The following is a 26,917-nucleotide window of genomic DNA, read 5'->3' on the forward strand; positions in this document are numbered from 1 at the left end:
GGCCCCCCCCCCGCCCCCCCCCCGCGGGCGGGCGCGGCCGACAACAACGCCCCCGCCTGTCTCGACGACGTCACGCTCAAGGCCCGCGCCATGCAGCGGCGGGAGTGGGCCGAGGCCCTCATCGACGTCGAGAACGCCCGGGTCAACGGCGAGATCCGGCTGCTGTCGGTCCGGCTGCTGCTGGGCACCGCCTGCGGCAGCGTCCTGCTGTTCAGCATCGCCGTGTCCGCACGAGTGGCGCCCAGCCTGCGGATCAGCGCCCTGACTCCGCTGACCACCACGGTGCTGGGCGCGCTGAGCGCTGCGCTCGTCACCGCCCTCGCGGCGGGCCTCGGCCGGGCCGTGCGCGGGCGCTCGGGAGCGGGGCGCGCGGGCGAGGTCAGCGGCTGTGCGAGTCCCGTGGACGAACCGCCGCAACGGCCCGGTCCAGAACGCGGAGGCGCTCCGTGAGCGGGGTGAGACCCCACCACAGGCCGGCGCAGCCCGCGGCCACGAGCGTCACCACCAGCCAGACCAGGGCCCGCGCCGAGGAGCCGGGCACGAGCAGTGCCGCGAGCGCGCCCATGCCGACGGCGAGCACGCCGGTCGTGAGGGAGAAGAGGGCGAGCGGAGCCGCCGCCGTCAGCGATACACGCGTCATAGGTGGACCTCCCGCACGCGCCGGGACGTCCTTGGCCCTGTCCCCCATGTGGGTCCCTCCCGTCCTGTGGACGGATCTTCAGAAGCGGTCCGCTGCCGGGTTCTCGAGTGCAGCCAGCAAACCACACCACGCGGTACGGCGAAAGACGAGCACCGGGCCTTCGCGCCGTTTCGAGTCACGCACCCGCACACACGCCCCCGCGGCGGTGACTTCGACGCAGGCGCTGTCGTCACCGGACGAGTAGCTGCTCTTGAGCCAGCCTCGCCCGGCCAGTGCCTGACACGGTGCTGGGTCCCTGCCGATCACACCGACCTCCTCCTGGCCCTGCCGTTCGTCGGCGCCCACCCCGCTCGTACTGCTGTTCCCTCTCCAGTGTTCCCGGCTTCCGCTGCGGGGAAGAGCCCAGAAACCGTCGATTCGGCGTACCGATCCGGACTTCCGCCGTGTGGGGCCGGGCACACTGTGGCGCCGCTGGTCAGGAGGCGGTTGACGGGTGTTCGGGAGGCGTGGTGAACTGCCGGGGCCATACGGCGGCAGGAGAGGAAGCCGGTGCGAATCCGGCGCGGTCCCGCCACTGTCACCGGGGAAGTACATCCCGGGAGCCAGGAACTCTCACCGCCGGTCTCGTCGAACCAGGGCGTGGACACCCTGAGTGAGGACACATCGCCATGCGCGGCTGCCGTTCCCGGTTCCGTACCCGACCCCTGACCGATCCCGCGGCCGACTGAGCCCATGGGTGCCGATCGCGTCTTCGCGTACGGCGCCGCCGCCGGCCTTCTCGGTGACCTCCTGTTCGGCGATCCACGCCGTGGGCATCCGGTCGCCGTGTTCGGGCTGGCCACCGGTGCCGTGGAGCGGGCGTTGTGGCGCGACCACCGAGGGTGGGGCGCGCTGCACACCGCTGTGTGCGCCGGTGGCGCCGTGGCCCTCGGGGCCGTGGCCGCCCGCCGCGTACGTCCCTGTCCTGCCGCCTCTCTCGCGCTGACCGCCGCCGCGACCTGGGCCGTCGTCGGCGGCACGTCGCTCGCGCGGGAGGCCCGGAGCATCGGGCGCGCTCTCGACGCGGGCGATGTCGAGGGCGCTCGCGCGCGGCTGCCGCATCTGTGCGGGCGGGATCCGCAGGCGCTCGACGCCGACGGGATCGCGCGGGCGGTCGTGGAGTCCGTCGCCGAGAACACCTCCGACGCCGTAGTAGGCGCGCTGGTGTGGGGGGCGGTCGCGGGGGTCCCCGGGCTGCTCGGGTTCCGGGCCGTCAACACCCTTGATGCCATGGTCGGGCACCGGTCGCCGCGGTACCGGCGCTTCGGGTGGGCCTCGGCCCGGCTCGACGACGTCGCCGGATGGCCGGGGGCGCGGCTGACCGCCGTCCTGGCGGCAGTGGCGGGCCCCGATCCGCGGGGCGCCGTACGGGCCCGGCGTGCCGACGCCGCGGCGCACCCGAGCCCCAACGCCGGGCCCGTGGAGGCCTCGTTCGCAGGGGCTCTCGGGGTGCGGCTCGGCGGGACGCTCTCGTACGGGGGCCGGGTGGAGCACCGGCCGGTCCTGAACAGCCCAGGGCGGGCGGTCCGGTTCGAGGACATCGAGCGCGCGGTACGGCTGTCCCGGCGCGTGAGCGGGCTCGCGCTCGGGGTCACGGTCGCCGGGCGGTTCCTCGCCCGGCGGGTTCTCACGAAGGGACGTCTGTCATGAGCGGCGGACTGCTGGTCGCCGGTACCACCTCCGACGCGGGCAAGAGCGTCGTCACCGCCGGGATCTGCCGCTGGCTGGTGCGACAGGGCGTCGAGGTCGCGCCGTTCAAGGCGCAGAACATGTCCCTCAACTCCTTCGTCACCCGCGAGGGCGCGGAGATCGGGCGGGCGCAGGCCATGCAGGCCCAGGCCTGCCGGATCGAACCGACCGCGCTCATGAACCCCGTACTGCTCAAGCCGGGCGGCGACCGGTCCAGTCAGGTCGTGGTCATGGGCCGGGCGGTGGGCGAGATGAGTGCGCGCGGCTACCACGGTGGGCGGCAGGAGACGCTGCTGGACACCGTGCTGGAGTGCCTTGCCACGCTGCGGAGTTCGTACGACGCGGTGATCTGCGAGGGGGCCGGGAGCCCGGCGGAGATCAATCTGCGGCGGACCGACATCGTGAACATGGGGATCGCCCGCCCCGCGCGGCTGCCCGTCCTCGTCGTCGGCGACATCGACCGCGGCGGTGTGTTCGCCTCCTTCTTCGGGACCGTCGCCCTGCTCGCGCGCAAGGACCAGGAGTTGGTGGCCGGGTTCCTGGTCAACAAGTTCCGCGGGGACGTCGCACTGCTGGAGCCCGGACTCGACATGCTGCGCGGTCTCACCGGGCGGCGCACCTACGGTGTGCTGCCCTTCCGGCACGGCCTCGGGATCGACGAGGAGGACGGCCTGAGGGTGTCGTTGCGGGGTGCGGTGCGGGAGTCGGAGGTGGCCGCGCCCGTCGGCGAGGACGTGCTGCGGGTCGCGGTGTGCGCGATCCCGCTGATGTCCAACTTCACCGATGTGGACGCCCTGGCCGCCGAACCGGGCGTCGTGGTGCGGTTCGTGGACCGGCCCGAGGAGCTGGCCGACGCCGACCTCGTGATCGTCCCCGGCACCCGGGCCACGGTCCGCGCCCTTGAGTGGCTGCGCGAGCGCGGTCTCGCCGAGGCCCTCGTACGCAGGGCCGCCGAGGGGCGGCCCGTCCTCGGGATCTGCGGCGGCTTCCAGATCCTCGGCGAGCGCATCGAGGACGAGGTCGAGAGCGGCCGAGGGGTGGTGGACGGGCTCGGGATGCTGCCCGTGCGGGTGCGGTTCGCACGGGAGAAGACCCTCGCGCGGCCCGTCGGCGAGGCGCTCGGCGCGCCTGTCGAGGGGTACGAGATCCACCACGGGGTCGCCGACGTCATGGGCGGTGAGCCCTTCCTGGACGGCTGCCGGGTCGGCTCGGTGTGGGGCACGCACTGGCACGGTTCGCTGGAGTCGGACGACTTCCGGCGGGCGTTCCTGCGCGCGGTGGCCGCCACCGCCGGTCGCCGCTTCGTCCCGGCTCCGGACACCTCGTTCGCCGCGCTGCGCGAGGAGCAGCTCGACCGGCTCGGCGATCTGATCGAACAGCACGCGGACACGGACGCGTTGTGGCGGCTCATCGAGTCCGGCGCACCGCTCGGTCTGCCCTACCTTCCCCCGGGAGCGCCCGTATGAGCACGGTGTTGTTGCTGTCGACCGCCGACACCGATCTGCTGGCCGCCCGTGCCTGCGGCGCGGCCTACCGGATCGGCAACCCGACGCGGGTCGATGTCGGCGCGGAACTCGCCGAGTTGGTCGAGGGCGCGGACGTGGCCGTCGTACGGCTGCTGGGCGGGAAGCGCGCCTGGGAGGACGGGCTGGCCCGGCTCAGGGCCCTCGGCATCCCGACGGTGCTGCTCGGCGGGGAGACCGTCCCCGACGCCGAGTTGATGGCGGAGTCGTCCGTGCCCGCGGGCGTGGTCGCCGAGGCGCTGCGCTATCTCGTGGAGGGCGGCCCGGCCAACCTCGCGGAGCTGGCCCGGTTCCTGTCCGACACCGTGCTGCTGACCGGTGAGGGGTTCGAACCGCCGACGACGATGCCCGCGTACGGAGTTCACGGTGAGCGCGCGTTGGTCGAGGGCCGCCCCACCGTGGGCGTGCTCTTCTACCGGGCCCATGAACTGGGCGGCAACACCGCCTTCGTGGACACCTTGTGCGACGCGATCGAGGCGCGGGGCGCCAACGCCCTTCCCGTGTACTGCGGTTCGCTGCGCGGCGCGGACGCCGGGCTGTACGAGCTGCTGGGGCGGGCCGACGCTCTCGTCACCACCGTGCTGGCCGCCGGGGGCGCCCACGCGGCGGAGGCATCGGCGGGCGGGGCCGAGGAGTCGTGGGACGTCGGAGCCCTCGCGGACCTGGACATCCCGGTGCTGCAAGGACTGTGCCTCACCTCCTCGCGCGCCGCGTGGGAGGCGTCCGATGCCGCCCTGTCCCCGATGGACGCGGCCATGCAGGTCGCGATCCCGGAGTTCGACGGCCGGCTGATCACCGTGCCGTTCTCCTTCAAGGAGGAGGGCCAGGGCGGCGTACCGGTGTATGTCGCCGACCCCGAACGGGCCGCGCGGGTCGCCGGGATCGCCGTACGCCACGCCCGGTTGCGGCACACGCCGAACGCCGACAAGCGGATCGCGCTCGTCTTCACCGCCTATCCGACCAAGCACTCGCGCGTCGGCAACGCGGTCGGCCTGGACACTCCGGCCTCGGCGGTCCGGGTGCTGGACGCGCTGCGGGCGGCGGGGTACACGCTGTCCGAATACCCCGCCGAGGGCGACGAGTTGATCCACCGGCTCATCGAGGCCGGGGGTCACGACGTCGAGTGGCTGACGGAGGAGCAGTTGGCCGCCGCGCCCGCGCGCGTGCCGCTCGCCGACTACCGGGCGTGGTTCGAGACGCTGGATCCGGGGCTGCGGGAGGCGATGGTCGAGGCGTGGGGCGAGCCACCGGGCTCGCTGTACGTCGACGGGGACGACATCGTGCTGGCGTCGCTGCGGTTCGGGAACGTCGTCGTGATGATCCAGCCGCCGCGCGGCTTCGGCGAGAACCCGATCGCGATCTACCACGACCCCGCCATGCCGCCCTCGCACCACTATCTGGCGGCCTACCGCTGGCTGGAGAACTCCTTCCGGGCCGACGCCCTCGTGCACATGGGCAAGCACGGCACGATGGAGTGGCTGCCGGGCAAGGGGCTCGGGCTGAGCCGGGGCTGCGCACCGGACGCCGTGCTCGGTGATCTCCCCCTGGTCTATCCGTTCATCGTCAACGACCCCGGCGAGGGCACCCAGGCCAAGCGGCGCGGCCACGCCACCGTCGTGGACCACCTCGTCCCGCCGATGGCGCGTGCCGAGACCTACGGCGACCTGGCCAAGCTGGAGCAACTCCTCGACGAGTACGCCCTCGTGTCCGACCTGGACCCGTCGAAGGCGCCCGCCGTACGGGCTCAGATCTGGACGCTCGTCAAGGCCGCGGAGCTGCACCACGACCTGCACATGGACGAGCAGCCGGACGACGCCGACTTCGACGAGTTCGTGCTCCACATCGACGGCTATCTGTGCGAGATCAAGGACGTGCAGATCCGGGACGGTCTGCACATCCTGGGCGAAGGTCCCGTCGGTGAGCCGCGGGTGAACCTCGTGCTCGCCGTGTTGCGCGCCTCGCAGGTGTGGGGCGGGCGGGCGCACGCGCTGCCGGGGCTGCGGGCGTCGCTGGCCGCGTGTTTCGGGCTGGTGGAGAAGGAGTTGCTGGCCGCGCCGGGGGCGCCGGTGAAGGTGCCGGTGGAGCTGACGGACCTGGTGGCGGGTCCGGCGCGCACGGCCGCCGACGCCATCGACCTCCTGGAGGCGCTGTGCCGTCGCCTCGCGGAGGGCATGGAGGAGCGCGGCTGGGACAGCGCGAGCGCCCCTGCCCTCGTCCGTGAGGTCCTCGGCCTCGAACTCCCCGACGCCGTCGCGGTGTTGGAGTTCGCCTGCACGGAGGTCGTGCCCCGGCTGACCCGGACCACCGACGAGATCGGCCATCTCCGCACGGCACTTGACGGTGGTTACGTCCCGGCGGGCCCCTCCGGCTCCCCCACCCGCGGTCTGGTCAACGTCCTGCCGACCGGCCGCAACTTCTACTCGGTCGACCCCAAGGCGATCCCGTCGAGGCTGAGTTGGGAGGTCGGCCAGTCGCTCGCGGACTCGCTGGTGCAGCGGTATCTGAGCGACACCGGCGCCTACCCGAAGTCCGTCGGACTCACCGTCTGGGGCACATCCGCAATGCGCACCCAGGGCGACGACATCGCCGAGATCCTGGCACTGCTGGGCTGCCGCCCGGTGTGGGACGACGCCTCGCGCCGGGTGACCGGCTTCGAGGTGGTCCCCCTGGAGGAGTCGGGCCGGCCGCGCATCGACGTGACGGTCCGCATCTCTGGCTTCTTCCGGGACGCGTTCCCGCATGTCGTCGGGCTGATCGACGACGCGGTACGGACGGTGGCCGAACTGGACGAGCCCGCCGAGTCCAACTACGTACGCGCGCACGCCGACGAGGACACCGCCCTGCACGGCGACCGGCGGCGGGCGACCGCCCGGATCTTCGGGTCCAAGCCGGGTGCGTACGGCGCGGGTCTGCTGCCGCTGATCGACGCGCGCAACTGGCGCAGCGACGCCGACCTGGCCGAGGTGTACGCGGTCTGGGGCGGCTACGCCTATGGGCGCGGCCTCGACGGGCGGGCGGCGCGCGGGGACATGGAGACGGCGTTCCGTCGGATCGCGGTGGCGGCGAAGAACGTGGACACGCGTGAACATGACATCGCGGACGCGGACGACTACTTCCAGTACCACGGCGGCATGGTCGCCATGGTCCGGCATCTGACGGGCGCCGACCCCCAGGCGTACGTGGGCGACAGTGCCGTACCCGACCAGGTGAGGACGCGGACGCTGGGCGAGGAGACGCACCGCGTCTTCCGCGCGCGCGTGGTCAACCCGCGCTGGATGAGCGCGATGCGAAGGCACGGCTACAAGGGCGCCTTCGAGATGGCGGCCACCGTCGACTACCTCTTCGGGTACGACGCCACGGCCGGGGTCGTGGACGACTGGATGTACGAGCGGCTCAGCGCGGAGTACGTCTTCGACGCCGAGAACCGGGCCTTCATGCGGAAGTCCAATCCATGGGCGCTGCGGGGCATCACCGAGCGGCTGCTGGAGGCCGCCGAGCGCGGGCTGTGGGCCGAGCCGGACCAGCAGACGCTGGAGCGACTCCGCGCCACCTATCTGGAACTCGAGGGCGATCTGGAGGCCGACGAGTGAGTGTTCCGTTTCCGTTCACGGCCGTGGTCGGGCAGGACGACCTGCGCTTGGCCCTGCTGCTCAACGCGGTGTCGCCGCAGGTCGGTGGCGTTCTCGTACGCGGCGAGAAGGGAACCGCGAAGAGCACCGCTGTCCGTGCGCTCGCCACGCTGCTGCCCGCGGTGGACGTGGTCCCCGGCTGCCGCTTCTCCTGCGACCCGGCCGCTCCCGACGCGCAGTGCCCGGACGGGCCGCACGAACCGGGGCCCGGTGTCGAACGGCCCGCCCGCATGGTCGAGTTGCCCGTCGGCGCCTCCGAGGACCGGCTCGTGGGTGCCCTCGACATCGAGCGGGCGCTGGCCGAGGGCGTGAAGGCCTTCGAGCCGGGGCTGCTGGCCGCCGCGCACCGGGGCATCCTCTACGTCGACGAGGTCAATCTCCTCCACGACCACCTGGTCGACCTCCTGCTGGACGCCGCCGCCATGGGTGCCTCGTACGTCGAGCGCGAGGGTGTCTCCGTACGGCACGCCGCGCGGTTCCTGCTCGTCGGGACCATGAACCCCGAAGAGGGCGAACTGCGACCGCAGTTGCTCGACCGCTTCGGACTCACCGTGGAGGTGGCCGCCTCGCGCGAGCCCGACCAGCGGGTGGAGGTGGTCCGGCGGCGGCTCGCCCACGACGACGACCCCGCCGGATTCGCCGCCCGCTGGGCCGACGAGGAGACCGCCCTGCGGGCGCGGATCGTGGCCGCGCGTGACCTGCTGCCGTCCGTACGACTCGGGGACGGGGCGCTGCGGCAGATCGCGGCGACCTGCGCGGCGTTCGAGGTGGACGGCATGCGCGCCGACATCGTGATGGCGCGTACGGCGACCGCGCTGGCCGCCTGGGCCGGACGGACCGACGTCCTCGCCGAGGACGTACGCCAGGCCGCGCTGCTCGCGCTGCCGCACCGCCGCCGCCGCAACCCCTTCGACGCACCGGGGCTCGACGAGGACACCCTCGACGAGGCCCTGGAGCGGTCCGGCGAAGGCTCGAACGAGAACGAGAACGAGGGCAAGGGCGAGGGCGAGGACGATCCGGATCCTGATCCGGACGGGCCGAGTGGTGGCGGTGGACAGCCGTCGCCCGACGACGGCCCGCAGGGCGGTGACACCGCGGCGCAGCCCGAGGCCGGGGCGAACGGGCAGGCGGAGAACGGGCAGGCGGAGAACGGGCAGGCACCGGCCGCCGGTTCCGGGGAGCAGCAGGCCGTAGGGGCGTCGGAGCCGTTCCGTACGAAGGTGCTGAGCGTGCCAGGCGTCGGCGAGGGTGCCGCCGGGCGGCGTTCGCGCGCCCGGACCGAGCACGGGCGGACCACCGGGGCGCGGCGCCCGCAAGGGGCGCTGACCAGGCTGCATCTGGCGGCGACCGTGCAGGCGGCGGCACCGCACCAGCGGGCGCGGGGCCGCACCGGGTCCGGGCTTCTGCTGCGTCGTGACGACCTCAGGCAAGCGGTACGAGAGGGCCGCGAATCCAATCTCGTCCTGTTCGTCGTGGACGCCTCCGGCTCGATGGCGGCACGGCAGCGGATGAGCGCCGTGAAGGGCGCCGTGCTGTCGCTGCTGCTGGACGCCTACCAGCGCAGGGACAAGGTGGGGCTGGTGACCTTCCGGGGGTCGACGGCCGAGGTGGCGCTGCCGCCGACCTCGTCCGTGGACGCCGCGGCGGCCCGGCTGCGGTCGCTGCCGACGGGCGGGCGGACCCCGCTGGCCGCCGGACTGCTCAAGGCCCATGACCTGCTGCGGATCGAGCGGCTGCGGGATCCCGCGCGCCGTCCGCTGGTCGTGGTGGTGACGGACGGGCGGGCCACCGGCGGTCCCGAGCCGGTCGCGCTCGCCGGGCGGGCCGCGCGCCTGTTCGCCGCCGAGGGCATCGCGTCCGTCGTCGTGGACTGCGAGTCGGGGCCCGTGCGGCTGGGGCTCGCCGGTCAACTCGCGCGGGATTCGGGCGGGTCGGCGGTGACGCTGGACGAGCTGCGCGCGGACCGCATCGCGGGCCTGGTGAGGGACGTACAGGGGATCAGGAGGGCCGCATAGTGCCGCAGGGACAGCCGAGTGTCGTACCGGACGACGGCCTGACGACCCGTCAGCGCCGCAACCGTCCGCTGGTCGTCGTGCACACCGGTGTCGGGAAGGGCAAGTCGACCGCGGCCTTCGGGCTCGCGCTGCGCGCCTGGAACCAGGGGTGGCCGATCGGGGTGTTCCAGTTCGTCAAGTCGGCGAAGTGGAAGGTCGGCGAGGAGAACGCGCTGCGGGTGCTGGGGGCGTCCGGGCAGGGCGGCAGCGTCGACTGGCACAAGATGGGCGAGGGCTGGTCGTGGGTGCAGCGCGACGAGCAACTGGACAACGAGGAGAAGGCCCGGGAGGGCTGGGAGCAGGTCAAGCGTGACCTGGCCACCGAGACGTACCGGCTGTACGTCCTCGACGAGTTCGCGTACCCGATGCAGTGGGGGTGGGTCGACACCGACGAGGTCATCGACGTCCTGCGCCATCGGCCCGGTACCCAGCATGTCGTGATCACGGGGCGGAACGCGCCGGAGGCGCTGCTCGGCTTCGCGGATCTCGTCACCGAGATGGCTAAGGTCAAGCACCCGATGGATGCCGGTCAGAAGGGCCAGAGAGGCATCGAGTGGTGATGTCCACCACGTCGTCCACCACGTCGTCCTCCGCCTCGTCCTCCACCGCGTTCTCCCCCTCCTCCGTCCCTCGGCTGGTCATCGCGGCGCCCGCGTCGGGCAGTGGGAAGACCACCGTCGCCACGGGGTTGATGGCCGCGTTCGCCGAGCGGGGGTCGGCCGTCTCCCCGCACAAGGTCGGACCGGACTACATCGACCCCGGGTATCACACGCTCGCGACCGGGCGTCCGGGGCGGAACCTCGACGCGTGGCTGTGCGGGCCCGAGTTGATTGCGCCGCTGTTCCTGCACGGCGCGCGAGGTTGTGAACTCGCCGTGGTCGAAGGGGCAATGGGGCTGTACGACGGTGCCGCCGGGGCGGGCGAGCTGGCCTCCACCGCCCAGGTGGCGAAGCTGCTGCGGGCGCCCGTGGTGCTCGTGGTCGACGCGTCCTCGCAGTCGCGGTCGGTGGCGGCGCTGGTGCACGGCTTCGTGTCCTGGGACCCGGAGGTGTGGATCGGGGGCGTGATCCTGAACAAGGTGGCGTCCGACCGGCACGAGGCGCTGCTGCGCGAGGCCCTGGAGTCCACCGGGGTGCCGGTGCTCGGGGCCCTGCGCAGGAGTGCGCGCATCGACACGCCGTCGCGTCATCTCGGTCTGGTGCCGGTCGCCGAGCGGCGGGCGGAGGCGGTGGAGGCCGTCGCCGCGATGGCGGCGCGGGTGCGCGAGGGCTGCGACCTGGAGGCGTTGCTGGCGCTGGCGAGGAGCGCAGGACCGCTGTCGGACGCGCCCTGGGAGCCCCCGGTCGCCCCCGCCGAGACGCGGGCCGTGGTCGCCGTCGCCGGGGGCGCGGCGTTCACGTTCTCCTATGCCGAGCACACCGAGCTGCTCGCCGCCGCGGGAGCCGAGGTCGTTCCCTTCGACCCACTGCGCGACGAGCAACTCCCGGAGGGCGTGGGCGGGTTGGTGATCGGCGGCGGCTTCCCCGAGGTGTACGCGGCCGAGTTGTCCGCCAACGAGCCGCTGCGCAAGGCCGTCGCCGAACTCGCGCGGAGCGGGGCTCCCGTGGCCGCAGAGTGTGCCGGACTGCTCTATCTCTGCCGGGAGTTGGAGGGACGCCCGATGTGCGGGGTGCTCGACGCGCGGGCCCGCATGGGGGAACGGCTCACCCTCGGCTACCGGGACGCGGTGGCTGTCGGCGACAGCGCCCTCGCCCCGGCCGGGGCACGGATGCGCGCCCATGAGTTCCACCGGACGGTCGTCGCGCCCGGCGCGGGGGCGGCTCCCGCCTGGGGGGTGCGCGGCCCCGAGCGGCGCGTCGAAGGCTTCGTACAACAGGGCGTGCACGCCAGCTACTTGCACACGCACTGGGCCGCCGCGCCCGGTGTCGCCCATCGGTTCGTGGAGAGGTGCCGGACGTCATGAGCAGCAGGCTGATCGGGGTCGGAGTGGGGCCCGGCGACCCCGAGCTGGTGACCGTCAAGGGCGTCCGCGTGCTGCGGGACGCCGATGTCGTCGTCGTCCCCGTGATGGACTCCGGCGAACGAGGGCGCGCGGAAGCGACCGTGCTGCACCACGTGCCCGAGGAGAAGGTCGTACGCGTCGTGTTCGCGCTCAACGAGCGCACCGACCGGGCGCGGCGCGAGGCCGCCTGGGACGCGGCCGGGGAACGGGTGGCCGAGCTGCTGCGGCAACACACCACCGTCGCCTTCGCCACCCTCGGCGATCCCCATGTGTACTCGACGTTCACGTATCTCGCCCAGACCGTACGGGAGTCGGTGCCGGGCTGCGAGGTCGGGACCGTGCCCGGCATCACCGCGATGCAGGATCTCGCCGCGCGGTCCGGGGCGGTGCTGACCGAGGGCACCGAGCCGCTCATGCTGGTGCCCGTCACCGCCGGGGCCGACGTGCTCAGGGACGCGCTCGACGGGCCCGGCACCGTGGTCGCGTACAAGTTCGGGCGGCAGGCGGGCGAGGTCGCCGAGGCGTTGCGCGCGAGCGGGCGGCTCGGGGACGCGGTGTGGGGTGCGGCGCTCGGGCTGCCCGAGGAGTCGATCCGCCCGGCCGCCGATCTCGACGGCGCGCCCCTCCCCTATCTGTCCACCCTCATCGCGCCCGCCCGCCGGGACGGCACCCGCGGCGGCAAGGTGTGACAGGGCCGCCGACTCCCGTACGCCCACCCGTGTTTCACACCCCCTTCGTAGGAGAGGACCCGTTCCCATGGCCGACGCCCCCACCGGCAAGGTGACCTTCGTCGGTGCCGGCCCCGGCGCCGCCGATCTGCTGACCTTCCGTGCCGCCCGCGCCATCGCCGAGGCGGACGTCGTGATCTGGGCGGCCAGCCTGGTACGGGCGGAGGTCCTGGAGCACGCGCGCGAGGACGCCGAGATCCTCGACTCGGCGGCCCTGTCCCTGGAGGACGTCGTCGCCGTCTACCGGCGCGCGCTGCGGGAGGGTCTGCGGGTCGCCCGTATCCACTCCGGTGACCCGGCGCTGTGGGGCGGCACGCAGGAACAGCTCGACCGGTGCGCCGAGATCGGCATCGAGACGGAGGTCGTACCGGGGGTCTCGTCGTTCTCGGCCGTCGCCGCCCTCGCCGGGCGGGAGTTGACGATCCCCGAGGTCGCGCAGTCCGTGGTGCTCACCCGGCTCGGCGGCGGCAAGACACCCATGCCGCCCGGCGAGGAGGTGCGCGAGTTCGCCCGGCACGGCACCACCATGGCGGTCTTCCTCTCGGCGGCCCGCAGTGGGCAGTTGGTACGGGAGTTGCTGGAGGGCGGGTATCCGACGGCCACCCCGGTCATCGTCGCGCACCAGGTGACCTGGCCGGAGGAACTGGTCGTCCGGTGCACGGTCGGCACACTGGAGGAGACCGTCAAGCGGCACCGCCTGTGGAAGCACACCCTCTTCCTGGTCGGCCCGGCGCTCGACGCGCACGGCACGCGCTCGCATCTGTACCACCCCGGCCACTTCCACGGGCACCGCAAGGCCGACCCCGAGGCCCGCAAGGCCCTGCGCGCACGAGGTGCGGGCACGTGATCACGGTCATCGGCACGGGTACGGGGGCTGGGGCGGGGGCGCCGCTTCCGGCGGAGGTCCTCGCCGGAGCGGACGCGGACCTGGTGGTGGGCGGCCGGCGGCATCTGGACGCCGTACGCCTGCCCGCGGGGGCGCGGCATGTCGTCCTCGGGCCGACCGCGCCCGCTCTCGACGCGATCGAGCGGGCCCTCGGCGAGGGGCGGCGGGTCGTCGTACTCGCCTCCGGGGACCCCGGGTTCTTCGGGATCGTCCGGCTGCTGGCCGAGCGGTTCGGGCCCGAGCGGCTGGACGTACGGCCGGGTGTCTCCTCGGTGGCCGCCGCCTTCGCACGGCTCGGGCTGCCGTGGGACGACGCGGTGGTGGTGAGCGCGCACGGACGTGACGCGCGGACGGCGGTGAACGTGTGCCGGGCGCATCCGAAGATCGCGGTGCTGACCGGGCCCGGGGCCGGGCCCGCCGAGCTGGGAGCGGCGCTCGCGCGCGAGCCGGGTGAGCGGGTCCTCGTCGTGGCGAGCGCGCTCGGCGATCCGGAGCGGGAACGGGTGGAGCGCGTGACGCCCGCCGAGGCGGCGGTACGGGACTGGGGCGCGGCGGTGAGCGTGGTGCTCTGCCTCGACCCGGCGCGGGCGCTCGGGCCGGTGCGTACGGTCGCCGGGCCGCCGCCGGGTCCCGCCGGGTGGGCACTGGAGGAGAGCGCCTTCGCCCATCGCGACTCGATGATCACCAAGTTCGAGGTGCGCGCCCTGGCGCTGGCCCGGCTCGGGCCCCGGCTCGGGGAGCTGGTCTGGGACGTCGGCGCGGGCTCCGGGTCGGTGGCCGTCGAGTGCGCCCGGCTGGGCGCGGCCGTCGTCGCGGTCGAGCGGACGGACGACGGGGCGGAGCGGATCCGCGCCAACGCGGCGGCCCACGGTGTGGACGTCCGGGTCGTGCACGGGTCCGCGCCGGACGCGCTGGCCCCGCTCCCCGACCCCGACGCGGTGTTCGTCGGCGGCGGCGGACGCGAGCTGCCGGACATCGTGGCGGTGTGCGCGCGGCGCGCCCGGCGGGCGGTGGTGGTCGCCATGGCCGCGCTCGACCGGGTACCGGCGGCGCGTGCGGCGCTCGTCGCGGCCGGGTTCTCCTGCGACGGCGTACTGCTGCACGCCTCGCGCCTCGCGCCGCTGCCGGGGGACGTGTCCCGGCTCGCGGCGACCAACCCTGTCTTCCTGCTGTGGGGCACGCGGCCCCCGGCGCGTCATGAAGGAGTCGTTCAGTGATCGGCCTGATGTCCGCGAGCGCGGCGGGGGCGGTGGCACGCGACCGGCTGGCCGCGGCCTGGCCGGACCGTACCCGGGTGTACGACGGGCCCGTCGGGGACGCCGTACGGGCCGCCTTCGCGGAGTGCGAGCAGATGGTGTGCTTCCTGGCGACCGGGGCGGTCGTCCGGTTGATCGCCCCGTTGCTCGGGGACAAGGCGTCCGATCCGGGCGTGGTGTGCGTCGACGAGAGCGGACGCTTCGCGGTGTCCCTCGTGGGCGGCCACGCGGGCGGCGCCAATGAACTCGCCCACGCGGTGGGCGAGGTGCTCGGCGCACACCCGGTGGTGACGACCGCGACGGACAGCACGAACCTGCCGGGCCTGGACACGCTCGGGTTCCCGGCGGAGGGCGACATCGCGTCGGTCTCACGGGCACTGCTGGACGGGGAGCGGGTCGTCCTACGGACAAAGGTGCGGTGGCCGTTGCCGCCGTTGCCCTTGAGTGCTGACGGGGCCTACACGATCCGAGTCACCGACCGTGCCGTCCCGCCCGGCGAGCGGGAGGTCCTGTTGCGGCCTCCGACTCTCGTCGTGGGTGTCGGCGCGTCCAAGGGTGTATCGGTCGCGGAGGTGCTCGCGCTCGTCGACGGGGCGCTGCGGGACGCCGGGCTCTGTGTTGGTTCCGTCGCCGAGCTGGCCACCGTGGACGCCAAGGCCGACGAACCCGGCCTCGTGGCGGCGGCGGAGCGGCTCGGGGTGCCCCTGGTCACGTACCCCGCCGGGGAGTTGGCGACAGTCGACGTGCCGAACCCGTCCGCCGCGCCACTGGCGGCCGTCGGTACGCCGTCCGTCGCGGAGGCCGCCGCGCTCGTCCGCGGGGGTGAACTCCTCGTCCCCAAGCGGAAGTCGGCCATGGCCACCTGCGCCGTCGTACGCCGCCCCGGACGCGGCCGGCTGGCGCTCGTCGGGCTCGGGCCGGGCGCGCGGGACCTGCTGACCCCGCGCGCGAAGGCCGAACTGCGGCGCGCCTCCGTGCTCGTGGGCCTCGACCAGTACGTCGACCAGATCCGCGATCTGCTGCGCCCCGGCACCCGCGTCGTGGAGTCCGGGCTCGGCGCGGAGGAGGAGCGGGCGCGCACGGCGGTCGCCGAGGCCCGCGCGGGGCACGCGGTCGCGCTGATCGGCAGCGGTGACGCGGGCGTGTACGCGATGGCGTCGCCCGCGCTCGCCGAGGCCGCCGACGACATCGACGTCGTCGGGGTGCCCGGTGTCACGGCCGCGCTGGCGGCAGCCGCGCTCCTCGGCGCGCCCCTCGGCCACGACCATGTGTCGATCAGCCTCTCCGACCTGCACACCCCCTGGGAGGTCATCGAGCGCCGGGTGCGCGCCGCGGCCGAGGCGGATCTCGTGGTGACCTTCTACAACCCGCGCAGCCGTGGCCGCGCCTGGCAGTTGCCGATGGCCCTCGCGATCCTCGCCGGGCACCGGGCGCCGACGACGCCGGTCGGTGTCGTACGGAACGCGTCGCGCCCCGACGAGTCCAGCCGCCTGACGACCTTGGCCGCGCTGGACCCGACGACGGTCGACATGATGACGGTCGTGACCGTGGGCAACACCGCCACCCGCGAGATCGCGGGCCGCATGGTGACGCCGCGCGGCTACCGCTGGCAGGAGGCGGACAAGTGAACCGTACGGTCCATCCGATCGAGCAGGAGTCCTACCGGCGGCTGCGCGCCCGCCTGGACACCTCGCCGCTGCCGCCGCTGACCCGCGCGGTGGTGGAGCGGGTCATCCACTCCGCCGCCGACCTCGCCTACGCGAGCGACCTCGTACTGAACGAGCGCGAACTCACGGCGGCGCACGCCGCGTTGCACGCGGGCGCGCCCGTCGTGGTGGACGTGGAGATGGTCGCGGCCGGGATCACCCGGCGGGAGACCGTGTGCCGTCTCAAGGACGCCACCTCCGGTCCCGGACGGACCCGTTCGGCGCACGCGGTCCGACTGGCCTACGAGGAGGTCGGTCCCGGAGCGCTGTGGGTGATCGGCTGCGCGCCGACCGCCCTGGAGGAACTGCTGCGGCTGGACGCCGCGCCCGCGCTGGTGATCGGGCTGCCGGTCGGCTTCGTCGGCGCGGCGGAGTCCAAGGCCGCGCTGCGCGCGAGCGGGCTGCCCGCTGTCAGCAACGTATCGGAGAAGGGCGGTTCGGCGGTCGCCGCCGCCGCGCTCAACGCCCTTCTCTACCACCCCACTTCGAAGGAGACCCTGTGATCACGCCGCCGCCCGCCCTGCTCATCGCCGGTCATGGCACCCGGGACGAGGCCGGAGCCGAGGCGTTCCGCGCCTTCGTACGGGAGTTGGGGCGCCGCCGCCCCGAACTGCCCGTCGCGGGCGGCTTCATCGAGCTGTCGCCGCCGCCGCTGGGCGAGGCGGTGACCGAGCTGGTGGAGCGCGGGGTGCGCCGCTTCGCGGCCGTACCGCTGATGCTGGTGTCCGCCGGGCACGCCAAGGGGGACATCCCGGCGGCGCTGGCCCGCGAGAAGGAGCGGCACCCCGGGATCTCGTACACGTACGGGCGCCCCCTCGGCCCGCACCCGGCGCTGCTGACGGTCCTGGAACGGCGGCTGGCCGACACGCTGGACCCCTCCTGGGAGCGCGGCGAGGTGACCGTCCTGCTGGTGGGCCGCGGCTCGACCGACCCGGACGCCAACGCGGAGGTGCACAAGGCCGCGCGGCTGCTGTGGGAGGGGCGCGGGTACGCGGGCGTGGAGACGGCGTTCGTGTCGCTGGCGGCGCCGGATGTGCCGAGCGGTCTGGACCGGTGTGCGCGGCTGGGCGCGCGGCGGATCGTCGTCCTGCCGTACTTCCTGTTCACGGGCGTCCTGCCGGACCGAGTGCGGCGGCAGACCGAGGAGTGGGCGGTGGCGCACCCGGACACCGAGGTGCGCTCGGCCGATGTCATCGGCCCGGAGCCGGAGTTGCTCGACCTGGTGTGGGAGCGGTACGAGGAGGCCGCGGCGGACGGGGTGCGGATGAACTGCGACGCGTGCGTGTACCGGATCGCGCTGCCCGGCTTCGAGGACAAGGTGGGCCTGCCGCAGCAGCCGCACTTCCATCCGGACGACGAGGGCCACGGAGGTCACGGGCATGGCCATGGCGGCCACGGGCATCACCACCACGCCGGGCACAGGCACTCCCATGGACACTGAGAGGGGCGACCACGACCTGCGGCACCACGGGGACGCGGAGATCCGTGACGACGGGGCGGCCCTGACGGACCTCGCGGTGAACGTCCGCGCGGGCACGCCCCCGGTGTGGCTGCGCGAGGTGATCGCCGCGTCGCTGGGCGGCCTCGCCGCGTACCCCGACGGGCGGGCCGCGCGGGCGGCGGTGGCGGCACGGCACGGGCTGCCGACCGAGCGGGTCCTGCTGACGGCGGGCGCGGCGGAGGCGTTCGTGCTGCTCGCCCGCGCGCTGAAGGTACGCCGACCGGTCGTGGTGCACCCGCAGTTCACGGAGCCGGAGGCGGCACTGCGGGCCGCCGGGCACACGGTCGACCGGGTACTGCTGCGCCCGTCGGACGGCTTCCGCCTGGACCCGTCACTGGTCCCGGACGACGCCGACCTGGTGGTACTGGGCAACCCGACGAACCCCACGTCCGTCCTGCACCCGGCGACCACGCTCACCGAACTGGCCCGACCGGGACGGACGTTGGTGGTGGACGAGGCGTTCATGGACGCGGTGCCGGGCGAACGCGAATCCCTGGCGCACCGAACGGACGTACCCGGCCTGGTGGTTCTGCGCAGCCTGACCAAGACCTGGGGCCTGGCGGGCCTGCGCATCGGCTACGTCCTGGCCGCCCCCGACACGATCACCCTCCTGGAACAGGCACAACCCCTGTGGCCGGTCTCGACCCCCGCCCTCACGGCAGCGGAGGCGTGCGTGTCACCGCGGGCGTTGGCGGAGGCGGCGGAAGCGGCGGACCGGTTGGCGACAGACAGGGCGTATCTGGTGTCACGCCTACGGGAGTTGGCGCCGCACGGCCTGACGGTGACCGAACCGGCAGAGGCCCCGTTCGTCCTCGTCCACCTGCCCGAGGCGGCAGCGCTCCGCCACCACCTCCGAAACCTCGGCTTCGCGGTCCGCCGCGGAGACACGTTCCCGGGCCTGGACGAACAGTGGCTACGCCTGGCGGTACGGGACCGAGCGACGGTGGACCGCTTCCTCGGGGCACTGGACCGGTCTCTCAACCTCCTGCGAGGGCAACGAGCTTGATGAAGACCACGTCGGGATCGACGGTGAGATCCACAACGTCGTCGAGGTCCTCGACCTGGCGCTCACCGGCCAGCATGAAGAAGCCGTTGGCGAGGAAGGCACGCTCGGCGATCTCCGCCTGACGCTCCCCGTCGATGCGGCGGGGCTCGCGGAAGCGGTAGCCGTTCACCTCGGTCTCGGCGTCGACGGGACGGACGAGGCCGTGGAAACGGTCGCTCGGGCGGGCGTTGTGCCGCGCGACCTCCTCGTGGACCCGGAGCCTGATCAGTTCCCGTACGGTCATCCGTTCTGGCAGCCCGGCGACCTCCCACTCGGTGACCGCCTTGCCCGTCGCGGTCTCGTCCCGGAATGTCACGGTGGCCATCAGGCACCTCGCTCGATCTGGATGCGGATGGATGCGTCGGTGATCTTCGTGTCGGCGGCGAGCAGGAAGGCCTTGCTGAGGATCAGGGAGAGCCGTTCGTCCTCGAACGGCAGGAACACCTTGCCGCCGCCCTTGCCCCGTGCCGGAACGATGCACAGGTAGGCGTCGTCCGGTTCCATCAGGATGTTGGCCGAGCCCAGGTGGATCCTGTAGGTACGCAGATCCCCGCGGACGACCAGGTAGCGGCCGTCGAGCGAACACCGGTCGGCGATCTTCAGACGCGGCAGGATCCGTTCCAGGGCGTCGCGACGGATCTCCGCACTCTCCGTCAGCGCACCGAACGTGGCCGTCCGCCAGTACCCGGCGAAGCGGTCCTCGCCCCGGTCGGTCCACTCCGGATCGGCCGCGATCGAGGTCACGCCCACGAAGAGGTCCACGTCGCGCATCGCCTCGCTGAACACCAGCGGGGGCACATCGGCGAGCGGGGTCTCCCGCCAGCGTCGGCCGTCCCGGCGCTCGAAGCGGACCTGGTCCGTCGCGGCGTACTCGGGCGCGTAGCCGCCGCCGTCGTCGTTCGCGGCGGGCTCGTGGTGGAAGCAGGCCCGCCACTCGCCGCCGCCGAGCTCGGCCCGTGCCCTCCCGTCGTAGCCACCGTCGTACCGGCCGAGGAAGTCGGCCTGCCAGCCGCGTTCCTTGAACAGCGCGTAGAGCTGCCGGTAGTGGACGATGTGGGCGGCGAACCGGTTGGAGTACGTGCCGGTCTCCTCCTCCGCCGGGGTGAGCAGGTAGATCTCCCGGAAGGCCTGTTTGAACGGCTGCCGCAGCCGCTCGCCGAGGAGCCGCTCCCGCCACGCCCCGATGTCGTCCGCCGATGCCCGGATCGGATGCCACAACCGGACGCGCTCGGACTCGCCGGGCGGCTCGGCCGTCGGTGCCACCGCGCGCCACTCGCCGTCCGCGCCCTGGAACTCCCAGATCAGGCCGCGGACGAGGGTCCCGGTGACCGGATGGTCGCGGTAATAGCGGCGCCACTCGTCGTACGGCCACTCGTGCCCGGCCGACATCAGCGCCTCGACGCGGGTCCGCTCACTCGACAGCGTTCCCCGTACCTCCTTGGCCAGGGCCTTCAACTCCCGCAGTTCGTCGGGGAAGCCGTCCTTCACCGCCGCCGGGGCCGTGCGGGACGTCTTCCCGTCGGGGCGGGTGAAGGTGAGCCGTACAGTCGACGCTTCCTCGATCGCCACCCGTACCCGGTGTTCGCCCAACTCCCGTTCCAGCGAACCGTCCCGCGCCAGGCCGTGGTCCGGCACGCTGCGCTCGATGAGCTGCTCCGCCGTGATGCCCTGCTTCCCGGCCGCCGTCACCAGCGCGGTGTCGAGCTGCTTGCGCAGCGCCCGGTGTCTGATCCGCGCTTGCAGCCGCCACAGAGTCTCCAGCGCGGCCGGGTCGTCGGTCTCGGCCAGCGCGTTGATCGCCGCGCCCGCGAGCTTGAGGTCCTCGACCACGTCGGCTCCGGGGCCGCTGGTGCGCAGGGCGAGCGCGCCGAGGTGCTGTACGGCGGTCGGACCGCCGACCAGTGTGCCCGCCCAGACGGCACCGCGCGCCAGGTCTCCGTCGTTCTGGTGGACGAGGTAGTGGTAGTGGTATTCGTCGGAGCCCCAGGCGACGGACGGGCCGCTCTCCTGGCTGCACAGCGGGTCGTCCTCGGCCAGCGCGCGCAGGATCTCGGCCACCGACTCGCGCGCGGACGCGGCGTCCACGAGCGTGCGGCACGTCTGCCGCCAACGCCGCGAGGGGCGCGGCGCCGACAGACCCGCCAAGTGCCGGACGAGGTCGGCCAGTTCCGGGGTCGGCGACGTGCTCGCGCGGTCCCGCAGCGGGGCGGCCCAAGGGGCGGGCGGGATCAGCCCCTCGGGGAGGTACGCCTCGTCCACACTCGCGAGCAGCGCACGGAGGCGTTTGGCCACCGGCCCACGCTGGTATGCGGGAACGTCGTGGCTCATGAGCTTCGCGTGAGCACGCCGCAGCAAGAGCGCGACCGCACGGCAACCATCGACGTCGAGCCGCTCGGCGGCGGTCAGCGCCAATCCCAGGGAATCGGCGGACCAGAAGTCCATTTCGCTGTCGAGTTCGGTGACGCGGAGCAGCATCACCGCGACCTCGTCCGGTGTCCAGGTGTGCACCCGTGAGATCACGGCCTTGGTCGACTCGTCGAAGCGGGAGGCCAGCGTCAGGCACAGGGCCGCGGCCCTGCTCTCCTCCTCCGAGCAGGCCGCGAGCCGCCCGTCGATCTCGGCCCAGGTCGCCGCGCGTATCGCCTCTATTCGCAGGTACTCCCCAGGCCCCCGCAACGCCGCGGCGGCATCCCACGAAGGAACCATCCGCTGACGTTCCAAGAGATCGACGAGCCAGCGGGCACGATCGAGCGCGGCGCACCGCACGTCGTCGAGCGAGTCGTTCCTACGGGAGTCGGCCACCAAGGCGTCGTACAACATGGCGGGATGATGGCAGGGGGGACTGACAATGTGGTCAAGTCGCAGGTTGCCGACGCCTGTTCACGGCCTCGGTCCGGTGATCCGAAGCTCAGCGAACGGGACAACGGTCCGCAGCGTAGGGCAGGAAGTGCGCCCAAGCCTCCGGGCCGAGACGCACCACGCCCCCCTTCACGTTCTTCGAGTCCCGCACGGCGACCTCACCGGCCGCCTCGGCGATCTCGACACAGTTCCCGCCGCCGGAACCGCTGTACCTGCTCTTCCGCCAGCTCAAATGCCGCTGGAGGCCGGTGCTCTGCCTCGTGTTCATGATGCTCCCGCAAGTCGCTCGATGAGACGTGCGGACTCTTCCACGTTCAGAGCCTGCGACCGCAGCTTGCCATACCGCAAGCCAAGGGTGCTGACCTTTGCCGGGTCCTCGATCACCACTCCGACTTCCTGCGTCTCGATGTAGCCCACGGCGTCGGCCAGTTGCTGCCGGGTGAGCCCTCCAAGTGCCAAGGTCTCCGGCCCGGTTGAACGTCGGACGCCTTGCCCCGGTCACGGCGGTATCGCGTACAGATCCGCGCCCGACTCGTACACCACAGGCCCGACCCGCCGGACCGCTCCAGCGAAGGTCACTCCGAGCCGCGCGCCTCGGAGGCGTCTCCGTCGTGATCGATGAGGGTCACCTCAGACGCAAGGGCGCGGGCCGTGTCGGCGAAGTACTGTTCGTCGGCATCGGGGGCGAGGCCGAGGACGACGCCCTGACTGAGGCCTACGAACAGTGCCCTGAGCGCGGTGGCCAGGCGTCGCGCCTGGTACGGCGTCACGACGCGCCCGTTGTGGAGCCGTCCGGTGAACAGTGCCACCAGGTGAGTCTCCTGCGCCCGGACAGAGGTGGCGAGCCGGTCCCCCAACTCGCGGTCGTGCAGCGCCATGTCCAGCAACGTGATCTGCAACGACAGACCGGCCAACGCGTTGGGAGCATCACAACTGCGCCGGTAGTACCGGGCGAAGGCGTCGACCACTTCCAGGAGATCCGATCCAGCGGGAGCCGCTTGCTCGATCTCTTCATAGTGCGGCCGCAGGTAGTCCGCGACGAGGGCGACCACCAGGCCGCTCTTGCTGCCGAACAGTGAGTAGACGGCGCCGGTGGTCAGATCGGCCCGCTCTGCGATCTCCTCAAGCCTTGCCCGGTACCCGTCTCGAGAGACGACTTCGAACGCGGCGTCCAACAGGGCGCGACGGTTCCGTTCCTTGGCCTCCGCTCTCGTCATTCTCATAGTCTCATTATTACAGTAATTACGTTACGAGTAACGCGAGTTGAGATGACCGGGAGGAACTCTTCATGGCTCAGACCCAGGCCACCGCGACAACAGCGACCCGCAGGATGGTGATGGGGGTCGTCGGCGACGGCGCCGTCAAGGTGTTACTCGGTGCCGCCTTCGTCGTGGGCGCCAACCAGATCGGTCATCTGCTCGGCGTGCCCATCTGGCTGATGGTCGGCTCCGGCGTGGCGCTGCTCATCGGTGGCGGGACCGAGATCGGGTATGTGCGCAGCCGCCCGATGCGTACCTACACGCGGCTCATGGTCGCCTACGACAGCGGCTGGGTGCTGGCGGCGCTCGCCGGAGTGCTGGTCGCCTGGCGGGGCAGCGATGGTGGGGGTGAGGTGTGGGTCGGATACCAGACGGCCGCACCCCTCGCGCTCGCCGTGTTCCTGGTGGCCGCCTGCTCGGAGCGGGCGGCCTCCGCGTCCTGACTGCCGTCCGCCGAGGCCGGGGCGGGCTCGGTCGTCACCGTGTCCGCCCCGGCGGGTCATCGCTCAGCTACGGCGGCGGCGTGCCAGTACGACCGCTCCCCCGCCCGCCGCCAGCAGGGCCACCGCTCCGCCCGCGATGTACGGCGTCATCGAACTCGACCCCGTCTCCGCGAGGTTCGCCTCCTTCGCGGGGGCGCCCTGGGCCTTCACGTCGCTCGCGGGTTCCGCCTGCGGCTTCGTGTCGTTCGTGGAGGGCTGCTCCGGTGCGGTGGACGCTTCCGGTGCGGTGGACGCTCCCTCCTTCGCGGGTGACGACGGCGCCGGTGCGGCCGGTGTGCCCGCCGGGCTCTCGCAGGTCGCGCCCGCCAGGGTCACCTTGCCCTCGACCTCTGCCACGTTCAGCTTCAGCGGGTTGACGGAGACCGTCAGTTCGAGGGCGGAGGCCGCCGCCGTGCGGGTGGTGGTGTGCGTCGATGCCAGCGCGAGTCTCACCTCCCCGACGCCCGGCACCTTCACCTCCGTGACGCCGCTCGCGGACAGCGTCACCTTCTTGCCGAGCACGGTCACCGGGCCCACCAGGTTCGCCGAGGCGACCGGCTTCTGTCCGGCCGCGCAGACCGCCTTCGACGTGACCCCGTCGACCTCGATGAGCGACAGCAGCGGCAGACCGGGTACATGGACGCGGGCGTGGGCGAGGCGGGTGGTGGCCTCGGCGCGGCTCGCGGTCACCGTGGCCTTCGCCGAGGCGACGTCGGCCTGCAGCACGCTGAACGGGCGCCCGCCGTCGACACCGTCGAGGTGGACCGAGAGCGCGGTCCGGTCGGCGCTCTGCGGCGCCTGGACCTCGTTGAGGGTGACCGCGAGCGGCACGTTCACGCTCTTGTTGAGCAGGGACACGTCGAGCCCGGTACGCAGGACGACGGCACCGGCGCGACCGTGGTCGGTGGTCGCCCCGGCGGGCCCGGCGCCGGCGAGCGCCGCAGGACCGGCGGCGAGGGCGGTGGCCACCGCGATGGTGGCCAGACGGCGTGCGGGCATACGGAAGTTGGTGTTCAAGGTGGTGGGACCCCCCAGAGAGGACGTGCTTGGGACCCGGAAAGAATCACCGCCCGCCGAACGCGGCGTCAGCGATACCGCACGACTTCACCCTTTCGTGGTGTTCTCGGGAGCGTGTTCGGAATTTGCGGCACGCTTGTTCCCTCTCGCCGTCCTCGCCTCACCCGCACCGGGGGCGTACGAAGCACGCGGTTGACCTGGGGCGTACGCAGGTCCGCGCCGCCTACCCGATCACCCGCCCGTTCACCACCACGAGCCGCGGTGCCGCCAGTACCCGTACGTCCGCGCGCGGATCCGTCTCGTACACCACGAGGTCCGCCGGGGCCCCCTCCTCCAGGCCGGGACGTCCGAGCCAGGTGCGCGCGCCCCACGCGGTCGCCGACAGCGCCGCGAGCGGCGGGATCCCGGCGGTCACCAGCTCCGCCACCTCCGCCGCCACCAGACCGTGGGGCAGCGAGCCGCCCGCGTCGGTGCCCACGAACACCGGGATCCCGGTGTCGTACGCGGCCCGCACGGTGTCGTACCGCCGCTCATGCAGCCGTCGCATATGGGCCGACCAGCGCGGGAACTTGGTCTCGCCGCCGTCCGCGAGCTTCGGGAAGGTCGCGATGTTCACGAGCGTCGGGACGATCGCCACGCCCCGCTCGGCGAACAGCGGGATCGTCTCCTCCGTCAGCCCGGTCGCGTGCTCGATGCAGTCGATGCCCGCCTCGACCAGGTCCCTCAGCGACTCCTCCGCGAAGCAGTGCGCGGTGACGCGCGCGCCCAGGCGGTGTGCCTCCGCGATCGCCGCCTGCACGGCCTCGCGCGGCCAGCACGCGGACAGGTCCCCGGCCTCCCGGTCGATCCAGTCGCCGACGAGCTTGACCCAGCCGTCGCCGCGCCGGGCCTCCTGGGCGACGTAGGCGACGAGGTCCTCGGGCTCGATCTCCCAGGCGTAGTTGCGGATGTAGCGCCGGGTGCGCGCGATGTGCCGACCGGCTCGGATGATCTTCGGGAGGTCGTCGCGGTCGTCGATCCAACGGGTGTCCGACGGCGAGCCCGCGTCGCGCAGCAGCAGCGTTCCCGCGTCGCGGTCGGTCAGCGCCTGCTTCTCGGAGACGTCGTCGGGCACCGGGCCATGGGCGTCGAGACCGACATGGCAGTGCGCGTCGACCAGACCGGGCAGGACCCAGCCCTCGACGGTGCGGACATCGCGGGCGCCGGCCGGGCGTTCGTAGGCGATCCGGCCGCCGACCACCCACAGTTCGTCGCGGACGTCCTCGGGCCCGACGAGCACCCGCCCCTTCACCTGCAGCACCACGTGATCGCTCATGTATCGCACCCTAATTCGGCCCCTGCCGGTCCCGTCCACCCTTCGGAGGCCTCTTCTCGGCGGCGGGACGGGCGCCGGATACCCTCGACTCCGTCGAACCCATGACTGAAGAGAGCACCGCCGTGACCCACCCCTTCCTGGACCTCGCACCGCTGAGCGCCGCCCGCTTCGCCTCGATCGAGGACCGTGTGGCCCGGCTGCTCTCCACCACGCAGGATGTCGTGATCATGCAGGGCGAGGCGCTGCTGCCGCTGGAAGGCGCCATCCGCGGGTGCGCCGGGCCCGGTACGACCGCGCTGAACGTGATCACCGGCCCGTACGGGCAGACCTTCGGCGACTGGCTGCGCGACTGCGGCGCCACGGTCCACGACCTGGCGGTGCCGTTCCACACAGCGGTCACCGCGGACCAGGTCCGCGAGGCGCTGGCCGCACACCCGGAGATCGACTTCGTCTCCCTGGTGCACGCCGAGGCGGCGACCGGGAACACCAACCCGGTGGCGGAGATCGGCGCGGTCGTACGGGAGCACGGTGCGCTGTTCTACCTGGACGCGGTCGCCTCGATCGGCGCCGAGCCGGTGCTGCCGGACGCCTGGGGCGTGGACCTGTGCGTGATCGGCGGGCAGAAGGCGATGGGCGGCCCGGCGGGTGTGTCGGCGGTGTCGGTGAGCGAGCGGGCCTGGGCCCGGATGGCCGCGAACCCGAAGGCGCCGCGCCGCTCGTACCTGTCGCTCCTCGACTGGAAGGAGCGCTGGATCGACGGCGGCCGGAAGGTCCTGCTGCACGCGCCGGCGCAGTTGGAGATGCTGGCGCTGGAGGCGTGCGTGGAGCGGATCGAGTCGGAGGGTCTGGAGACCGTGATGGCCCGGCACCGGTCCGCCGCCGCGGCGACGCGGGCCGGTGCGCTCGCGCTGGGCGGGGGCCTGGAGCCGTACGTGTACGAGGCGACGGAGGCGGCACCGGTCGCCACGACGCTGCGGACGCTGTCCGGCGTGGTCGCCTCTGAGCTGGTCGCGAGCGCCCTGAAGACGGACCCGGCACTGCCGCTGGCCGCGGGCGGAGGCGCGCTCGCGCAGGAGATGATCCGCGTCAACCACTACGGCCCCGACGCGACGCTGAAGACCGTCCAGGCTTGCCTGACCACCCTGGGCACCGCGCTCGGCGCGCATGGGGTGACCGTGGATGTGAAGGCGGCCCAGGAGGCTGCCGCGGCGGCCTGGAAGTAGGACACGCGGGGGCGAGGACGAAGGGTCCCCGCCCCTGGGAAGCCTTGCGGCGCACGGGAGTTCG

24 protein-coding genes, 1 pseudogene and 1 riboswitch are annotated in these 26,917 nt (G+C 73.0%); of the genes and pseudogenes, 16 read left to right on the forward strand and 9 right to left on the reverse strand.

Annotated features, from left to right (window positions below):
• Positions 1 to 450, forward strand: a pseudogene (locus tag NGF19_RS02195) (hypothetical protein); the annotation flags it as partial.
• Here NGF19_RS02195 and NGF19_RS02200 read toward each other — a convergent pair.
• Positions 380 to 640, reverse strand: a complete 261-nt coding sequence (locus NGF19_RS02200; RefSeq protein ID WP_252421755.1) for a hypothetical protein — start codon at positions 638 to 640, stop codon at positions 380 to 382. The pseudogene NGF19_RS02195 and the gene NGF19_RS02200 sit on opposite strands and share 71 nt — an antisense overlap.
• A gap of 78 nt (positions 641 to 718) precedes the next feature.
• The gene (locus NGF19_RS02205) at positions 719 to 946 is read right to left on the reverse strand and encodes a DUF397 domain-containing protein (protein ID WP_252421757.1); all 228 of its coding nucleotides are present in this window, start codon (positions 944 to 946) and stop codon (positions 719 to 721) included.
• Between the two features lie 186 nt (positions 947 to 1,132).
• A riboswitch (cobalamin riboswitch) is annotated at positions 1,133 to 1,272 on the forward strand.
• 100 nt (positions 1,273 to 1,372) lie between these two features.
• On the opposite strand from NGF19_RS02205, the gene NGF19_RS02210 reads away from it, so the two are divergent.
• The 13 genes from NGF19_RS02210 (at position 1,373) to cobC (ending at position 18,659) form a co-directional block, all read left to right on the forward strand.
• The gene (locus NGF19_RS02210; RefSeq protein ID WP_252421759.1) at positions 1,373 to 2,329 is read left to right on the forward strand and encodes a cobalamin biosynthesis protein; all 957 of its coding nucleotides are present in this window, start codon (positions 1,373 to 1,375) and stop codon (positions 2,327 to 2,329) included.
• Positions 2,326 to 3,834, forward strand: a complete 1,509-nt coding sequence (locus NGF19_RS02215) for a cobyric acid synthase (RefSeq protein WP_252421761.1) — start codon at positions 2,326 to 2,328, stop codon at positions 3,832 to 3,834. The genes NGF19_RS02210 and NGF19_RS02215 overlap by 4 nt, the downstream gene beginning before the upstream one ends.
• Positions 3,831 to 7,481 (forward strand): cobaltochelatase subunit CobN, encoded by a 3,651-nt coding sequence (cobN, locus tag NGF19_RS02220; RefSeq protein ID WP_252421762.1) that lies wholly within the window; start codon positions 3,831 to 3,833, stop codon positions 7,479 to 7,481. The genes NGF19_RS02215 and cobN overlap by 4 nt, the downstream gene beginning before the upstream one ends.
• The gene (locus tag NGF19_RS02225) at positions 7,478 to 9,535 is read left to right on the forward strand and encodes a putative cobaltochelatase (protein WP_252421763.1); all 2,058 of its coding nucleotides are present in this window, start codon (positions 7,478 to 7,480) and stop codon (positions 9,533 to 9,535) included. Before cobN ends, NGF19_RS02225 begins: the two co-directional genes overlap by 4 nt.
• On the forward strand, positions 9,535 to 10,134 hold the full coding sequence (gene cobO, locus NGF19_RS02230) for a cob(I)yrinic acid a,c-diamide adenosyltransferase (protein WP_252421764.1): 600 nt from the start codon (positions 9,535 to 9,537) through the stop codon (positions 10,132 to 10,134). Before NGF19_RS02225 ends, cobO begins: the two co-directional genes overlap by 1 nt.
• A complete protein-coding gene (locus tag NGF19_RS02235) occupies positions 10,134 to 11,537 on the forward strand; it encodes a cobyrinic acid a,c-diamide synthase CobB (RefSeq protein ID WP_252421765.1) in 1,404 nt (467 codons plus the stop codon). Before cobO ends, NGF19_RS02235 begins: the two co-directional genes overlap by 1 nt.
• A complete protein-coding gene (gene cobI / locus NGF19_RS02240) occupies positions 11,534 to 12,265 on the forward strand; it encodes a precorrin-2 C(20)-methyltransferase (RefSeq protein ID WP_252421766.1) in 732 nt (243 codons plus the stop codon). Before NGF19_RS02235 ends, cobI begins: the two co-directional genes overlap by 4 nt.
• A gap of 67 nt (positions 12,266 to 12,332) precedes the next feature.
• The gene (gene cobM / locus NGF19_RS02245; protein ID WP_252421767.1) at positions 12,333 to 13,151 is read left to right on the forward strand and encodes a precorrin-4 C(11)-methyltransferase; all 819 of its coding nucleotides are present in this window, start codon (positions 12,333 to 12,335) and stop codon (positions 13,149 to 13,151) included.
• Positions 13,148 to 14,407 (forward strand): precorrin-6y C5,15-methyltransferase (decarboxylating) subunit CbiE, encoded by a 1,260-nt coding sequence (gene cbiE, locus NGF19_RS02250; RefSeq protein WP_252421768.1) that lies wholly within the window; start codon positions 13,148 to 13,150, stop codon positions 14,405 to 14,407. Before cobM ends, cbiE begins: the two co-directional genes overlap by 4 nt.
• Positions 14,404 to 16,074, forward strand: coding sequence for a precorrin-3B C(17)-methyltransferase (gene cobJ / locus NGF19_RS02255; RefSeq protein WP_252421769.1), 1,671 nt, complete (start codon positions 14,404 to 14,406; stop codon positions 16,072 to 16,074). Before cbiE ends, cobJ begins: the two co-directional genes overlap by 4 nt.
• Complete coding sequence (locus NGF19_RS02260; RefSeq protein WP_252421770.1) at positions 16,071 to 16,655, forward strand: precorrin-8X methylmutase; 585 nt, start codon at positions 16,071 to 16,073, stop codon at positions 16,653 to 16,655. Before cobJ ends, NGF19_RS02260 begins: the two co-directional genes overlap by 4 nt.
• On the forward strand, positions 16,655 to 17,593 hold the full coding sequence (locus NGF19_RS02265) for a sirohydrochlorin chelatase (RefSeq protein ID WP_252422198.1): 939 nt from the start codon (positions 16,655 to 16,657) through the stop codon (positions 17,591 to 17,593). Before NGF19_RS02260 ends, NGF19_RS02265 begins: the two co-directional genes overlap by 1 nt.
• Positions 17,583 to 18,659, forward strand: a complete 1,077-nt coding sequence (gene cobC / locus NGF19_RS02270) for an Rv2231c family histidinol phosphate aminotransferase CobC (RefSeq protein WP_252421772.1) — start codon at positions 17,583 to 17,585, stop codon at positions 18,657 to 18,659. Before NGF19_RS02265 ends, cobC begins: the two co-directional genes overlap by 11 nt.
• On the opposite strand, the gene NGF19_RS02275 is transcribed toward cobC, so the two are convergent.
• From NGF19_RS02275 to NGF19_RS02295, 5 genes are all read right to left on the reverse strand, one after another.
• Positions 18,631 to 19,023 carry a hypothetical protein gene (locus tag NGF19_RS02275; RefSeq protein WP_252421773.1) on the reverse strand — a complete coding sequence of 131 codons (393 nt, stop codon included), beginning with the start codon at positions 19,021 to 19,023 and terminating at the stop codon, positions 18,631 to 18,633. The two genes, cobC and NGF19_RS02275, sit on opposite strands and share 29 nt — an antisense overlap.
• Positions 19,023 to 21,518 carry a DUF4132 domain-containing protein gene (locus tag NGF19_RS02280; RefSeq protein WP_252421774.1) on the reverse strand — a complete coding sequence of 832 codons (2,496 nt, stop codon included), beginning with the start codon at positions 21,516 to 21,518 and terminating at the stop codon, positions 19,023 to 19,025. The genes NGF19_RS02275 and NGF19_RS02280 overlap by 1 nt, the downstream gene beginning before the upstream one ends.
• A gap of 88 nt (positions 21,519 to 21,606) precedes the next feature.
• On the reverse strand, positions 21,607 to 21,825 hold the full coding sequence (locus NGF19_RS02285) for a DUF397 domain-containing protein (protein ID WP_252421775.1): 219 nt from the start codon (positions 21,823 to 21,825) through the stop codon (positions 21,607 to 21,609).
• The gene (locus tag NGF19_RS02290; protein WP_372505550.1) at positions 21,822 to 22,016 is read right to left on the reverse strand and encodes a Scr1 family TA system antitoxin-like transcriptional regulator; all 195 of its coding nucleotides are present in this window, start codon (positions 22,014 to 22,016) and stop codon (positions 21,822 to 21,824) included. The genes NGF19_RS02285 and NGF19_RS02290 overlap by 4 nt, the downstream gene beginning before the upstream one ends.
• A 116-nt stretch (positions 22,017 to 22,132) precedes the next feature.
• Positions 22,133 to 22,774, reverse strand: a complete 642-nt coding sequence (locus NGF19_RS02295; RefSeq protein ID WP_252421776.1) for a TetR/AcrR family transcriptional regulator — start codon at positions 22,772 to 22,774, stop codon at positions 22,133 to 22,135.
• A gap of 71 nt (positions 22,775 to 22,845) precedes the next feature.
• Here NGF19_RS02295 and NGF19_RS02300 point away from each other — a divergent pair, with 71 nt between their 5' ends.
• Positions 22,846 to 23,259, forward strand: a complete 414-nt coding sequence (locus NGF19_RS02300) for a hypothetical protein (RefSeq protein WP_372505551.1) — start codon at positions 22,846 to 22,848, stop codon at positions 23,257 to 23,259.
• 63 nt (positions 23,260 to 23,322) lie between these two features.
• Here the strand turns inward: NGF19_RS02300 and NGF19_RS02305 are convergent, their stop codons facing one another.
• Positions 23,323 to 24,297 carry an SCO1860 family LAETG-anchored protein gene (locus tag NGF19_RS02305; RefSeq protein ID WP_252421777.1) on the reverse strand — a complete coding sequence of 325 codons (975 nt, stop codon included), beginning with the start codon at positions 24,295 to 24,297 and terminating at the stop codon, positions 23,323 to 23,325.
• Positions 24,298 to 24,538: 241 nt separating this feature from the next.
• On the reverse strand, positions 24,539 to 25,630 hold the full coding sequence (locus tag NGF19_RS02310; RefSeq protein WP_252421778.1) for an amidohydrolase family protein: 1,092 nt from the start codon (positions 25,628 to 25,630) through the stop codon (positions 24,539 to 24,541).
• A 101-nt stretch (positions 25,631 to 25,731) separates the two neighbouring features.
• On the opposite strand from NGF19_RS02310, the gene NGF19_RS02315 reads away from it, so the two are divergent.
• Complete coding sequence (locus NGF19_RS02315) at positions 25,732 to 26,853, forward strand: pyridoxal-phosphate-dependent aminotransferase family protein (RefSeq protein ID WP_252421779.1); 1,122 nt, start codon at positions 25,732 to 25,734, stop codon at positions 26,851 to 26,853.
• Positions 26,854 to 26,917: the final 64 nt, after the last annotated feature.

The sequence above is a fragment of the Streptomyces macrolidinus genome, from assembly GCF_023887685.1.
Taxonomy (GTDB): Bacteria; Actinomycetota; Actinomycetes; order Streptomycetales; family Streptomycetaceae; genus Streptomyces; species Streptomyces macrolidinus.

Coding starts and splice junctions, on each gene's coding strand:
- NGF19_RS02300 (WP_372505551.1), top strand. CDS start 22,846: ATGGCTCAGACCCAGGCCACCGCGACAACAGCGACCCGCAGGATGGTG.
- cobC (WP_252421772.1), top strand. CDS start 17,583: ATGGACACTGAGAGGGGCGACCACGACCTGCGGCACCACGGGGACGCG.
- NGF19_RS02295 (WP_252421776.1), bottom strand. CDS start 22,774: ATGACGAGAGCGGAGGCCAAGGAACGGAACCGTCGCGCCCTGTTGGAC.
- cobI (WP_252421766.1), top strand. CDS start 11,534: ATGAGCAGCAGGCTGATCGGGGTCGGAGTGGGGCCCGGCGACCCCGAG.
- NGF19_RS02305 (WP_252421777.1), bottom strand. CDS start 24,297: ATGCCCGCACGCCGTCTGGCCACCATCGCGGTGGCCACCGCCCTCGCC.
- NGF19_RS02310 (WP_252421778.1), bottom strand. CDS start 25,630: ATGAGCGATCACGTGGTGCTGCAGGTGAAGGGGCGGGTGCTCGTCGGG.
- cobN (WP_252421762.1), top strand. CDS start 3,831: ATGAGCACGGTGTTGTTGCTGTCGACCGCCGACACCGATCTGCTGGCC.
- NGF19_RS02280 (WP_252421774.1), bottom strand. CDS start 21,518: ATGTTGTACGACGCCTTGGTGGCCGACTCCCGTAGGAACGACTCGCTC.
- NGF19_RS02200 (WP_252421755.1), bottom strand. CDS start 640: ATGACGCGTGTATCGCTGACGGCGGCGGCTCCGCTCGCCCTCTTCTCC.
- cobM (WP_252421767.1), top strand. CDS start 12,333: ATGGCCGACGCCCCCACCGGCAAGGTGACCTTCGTCGGTGCCGGCCCC.
- NGF19_RS02235 (WP_252421765.1), top strand. CDS start 10,134: ATGTCCACCACGTCGTCCACCACGTCGTCCTCCGCCTCGTCCTCCACC.
- NGF19_RS02215 (WP_252421761.1), top strand. CDS start 2,326: ATGAGCGGCGGACTGCTGGTCGCCGGTACCACCTCCGACGCGGGCAAG.
- NGF19_RS02285 (WP_252421775.1), bottom strand. CDS start 21,825: ATGAACACGAGGCAGAGCACCGGCCTCCAGCGGCATTTGAGCTGGCGG.
- NGF19_RS02210 (WP_252421759.1), top strand. CDS start 1,373: ATGGGTGCCGATCGCGTCTTCGCGTACGGCGCCGCCGCCGGCCTTCTC.
- NGF19_RS02315 (WP_252421779.1), top strand. CDS start 25,732: ATGACTGAAGAGAGCACCGCCGTGACCCACCCCTTCCTGGACCTCGCA.
- NGF19_RS02275 (WP_252421773.1), bottom strand. CDS start 19,023: ATGGCCACCGTGACATTCCGGGACGAGACCGCGACGGGCAAGGCGGTC.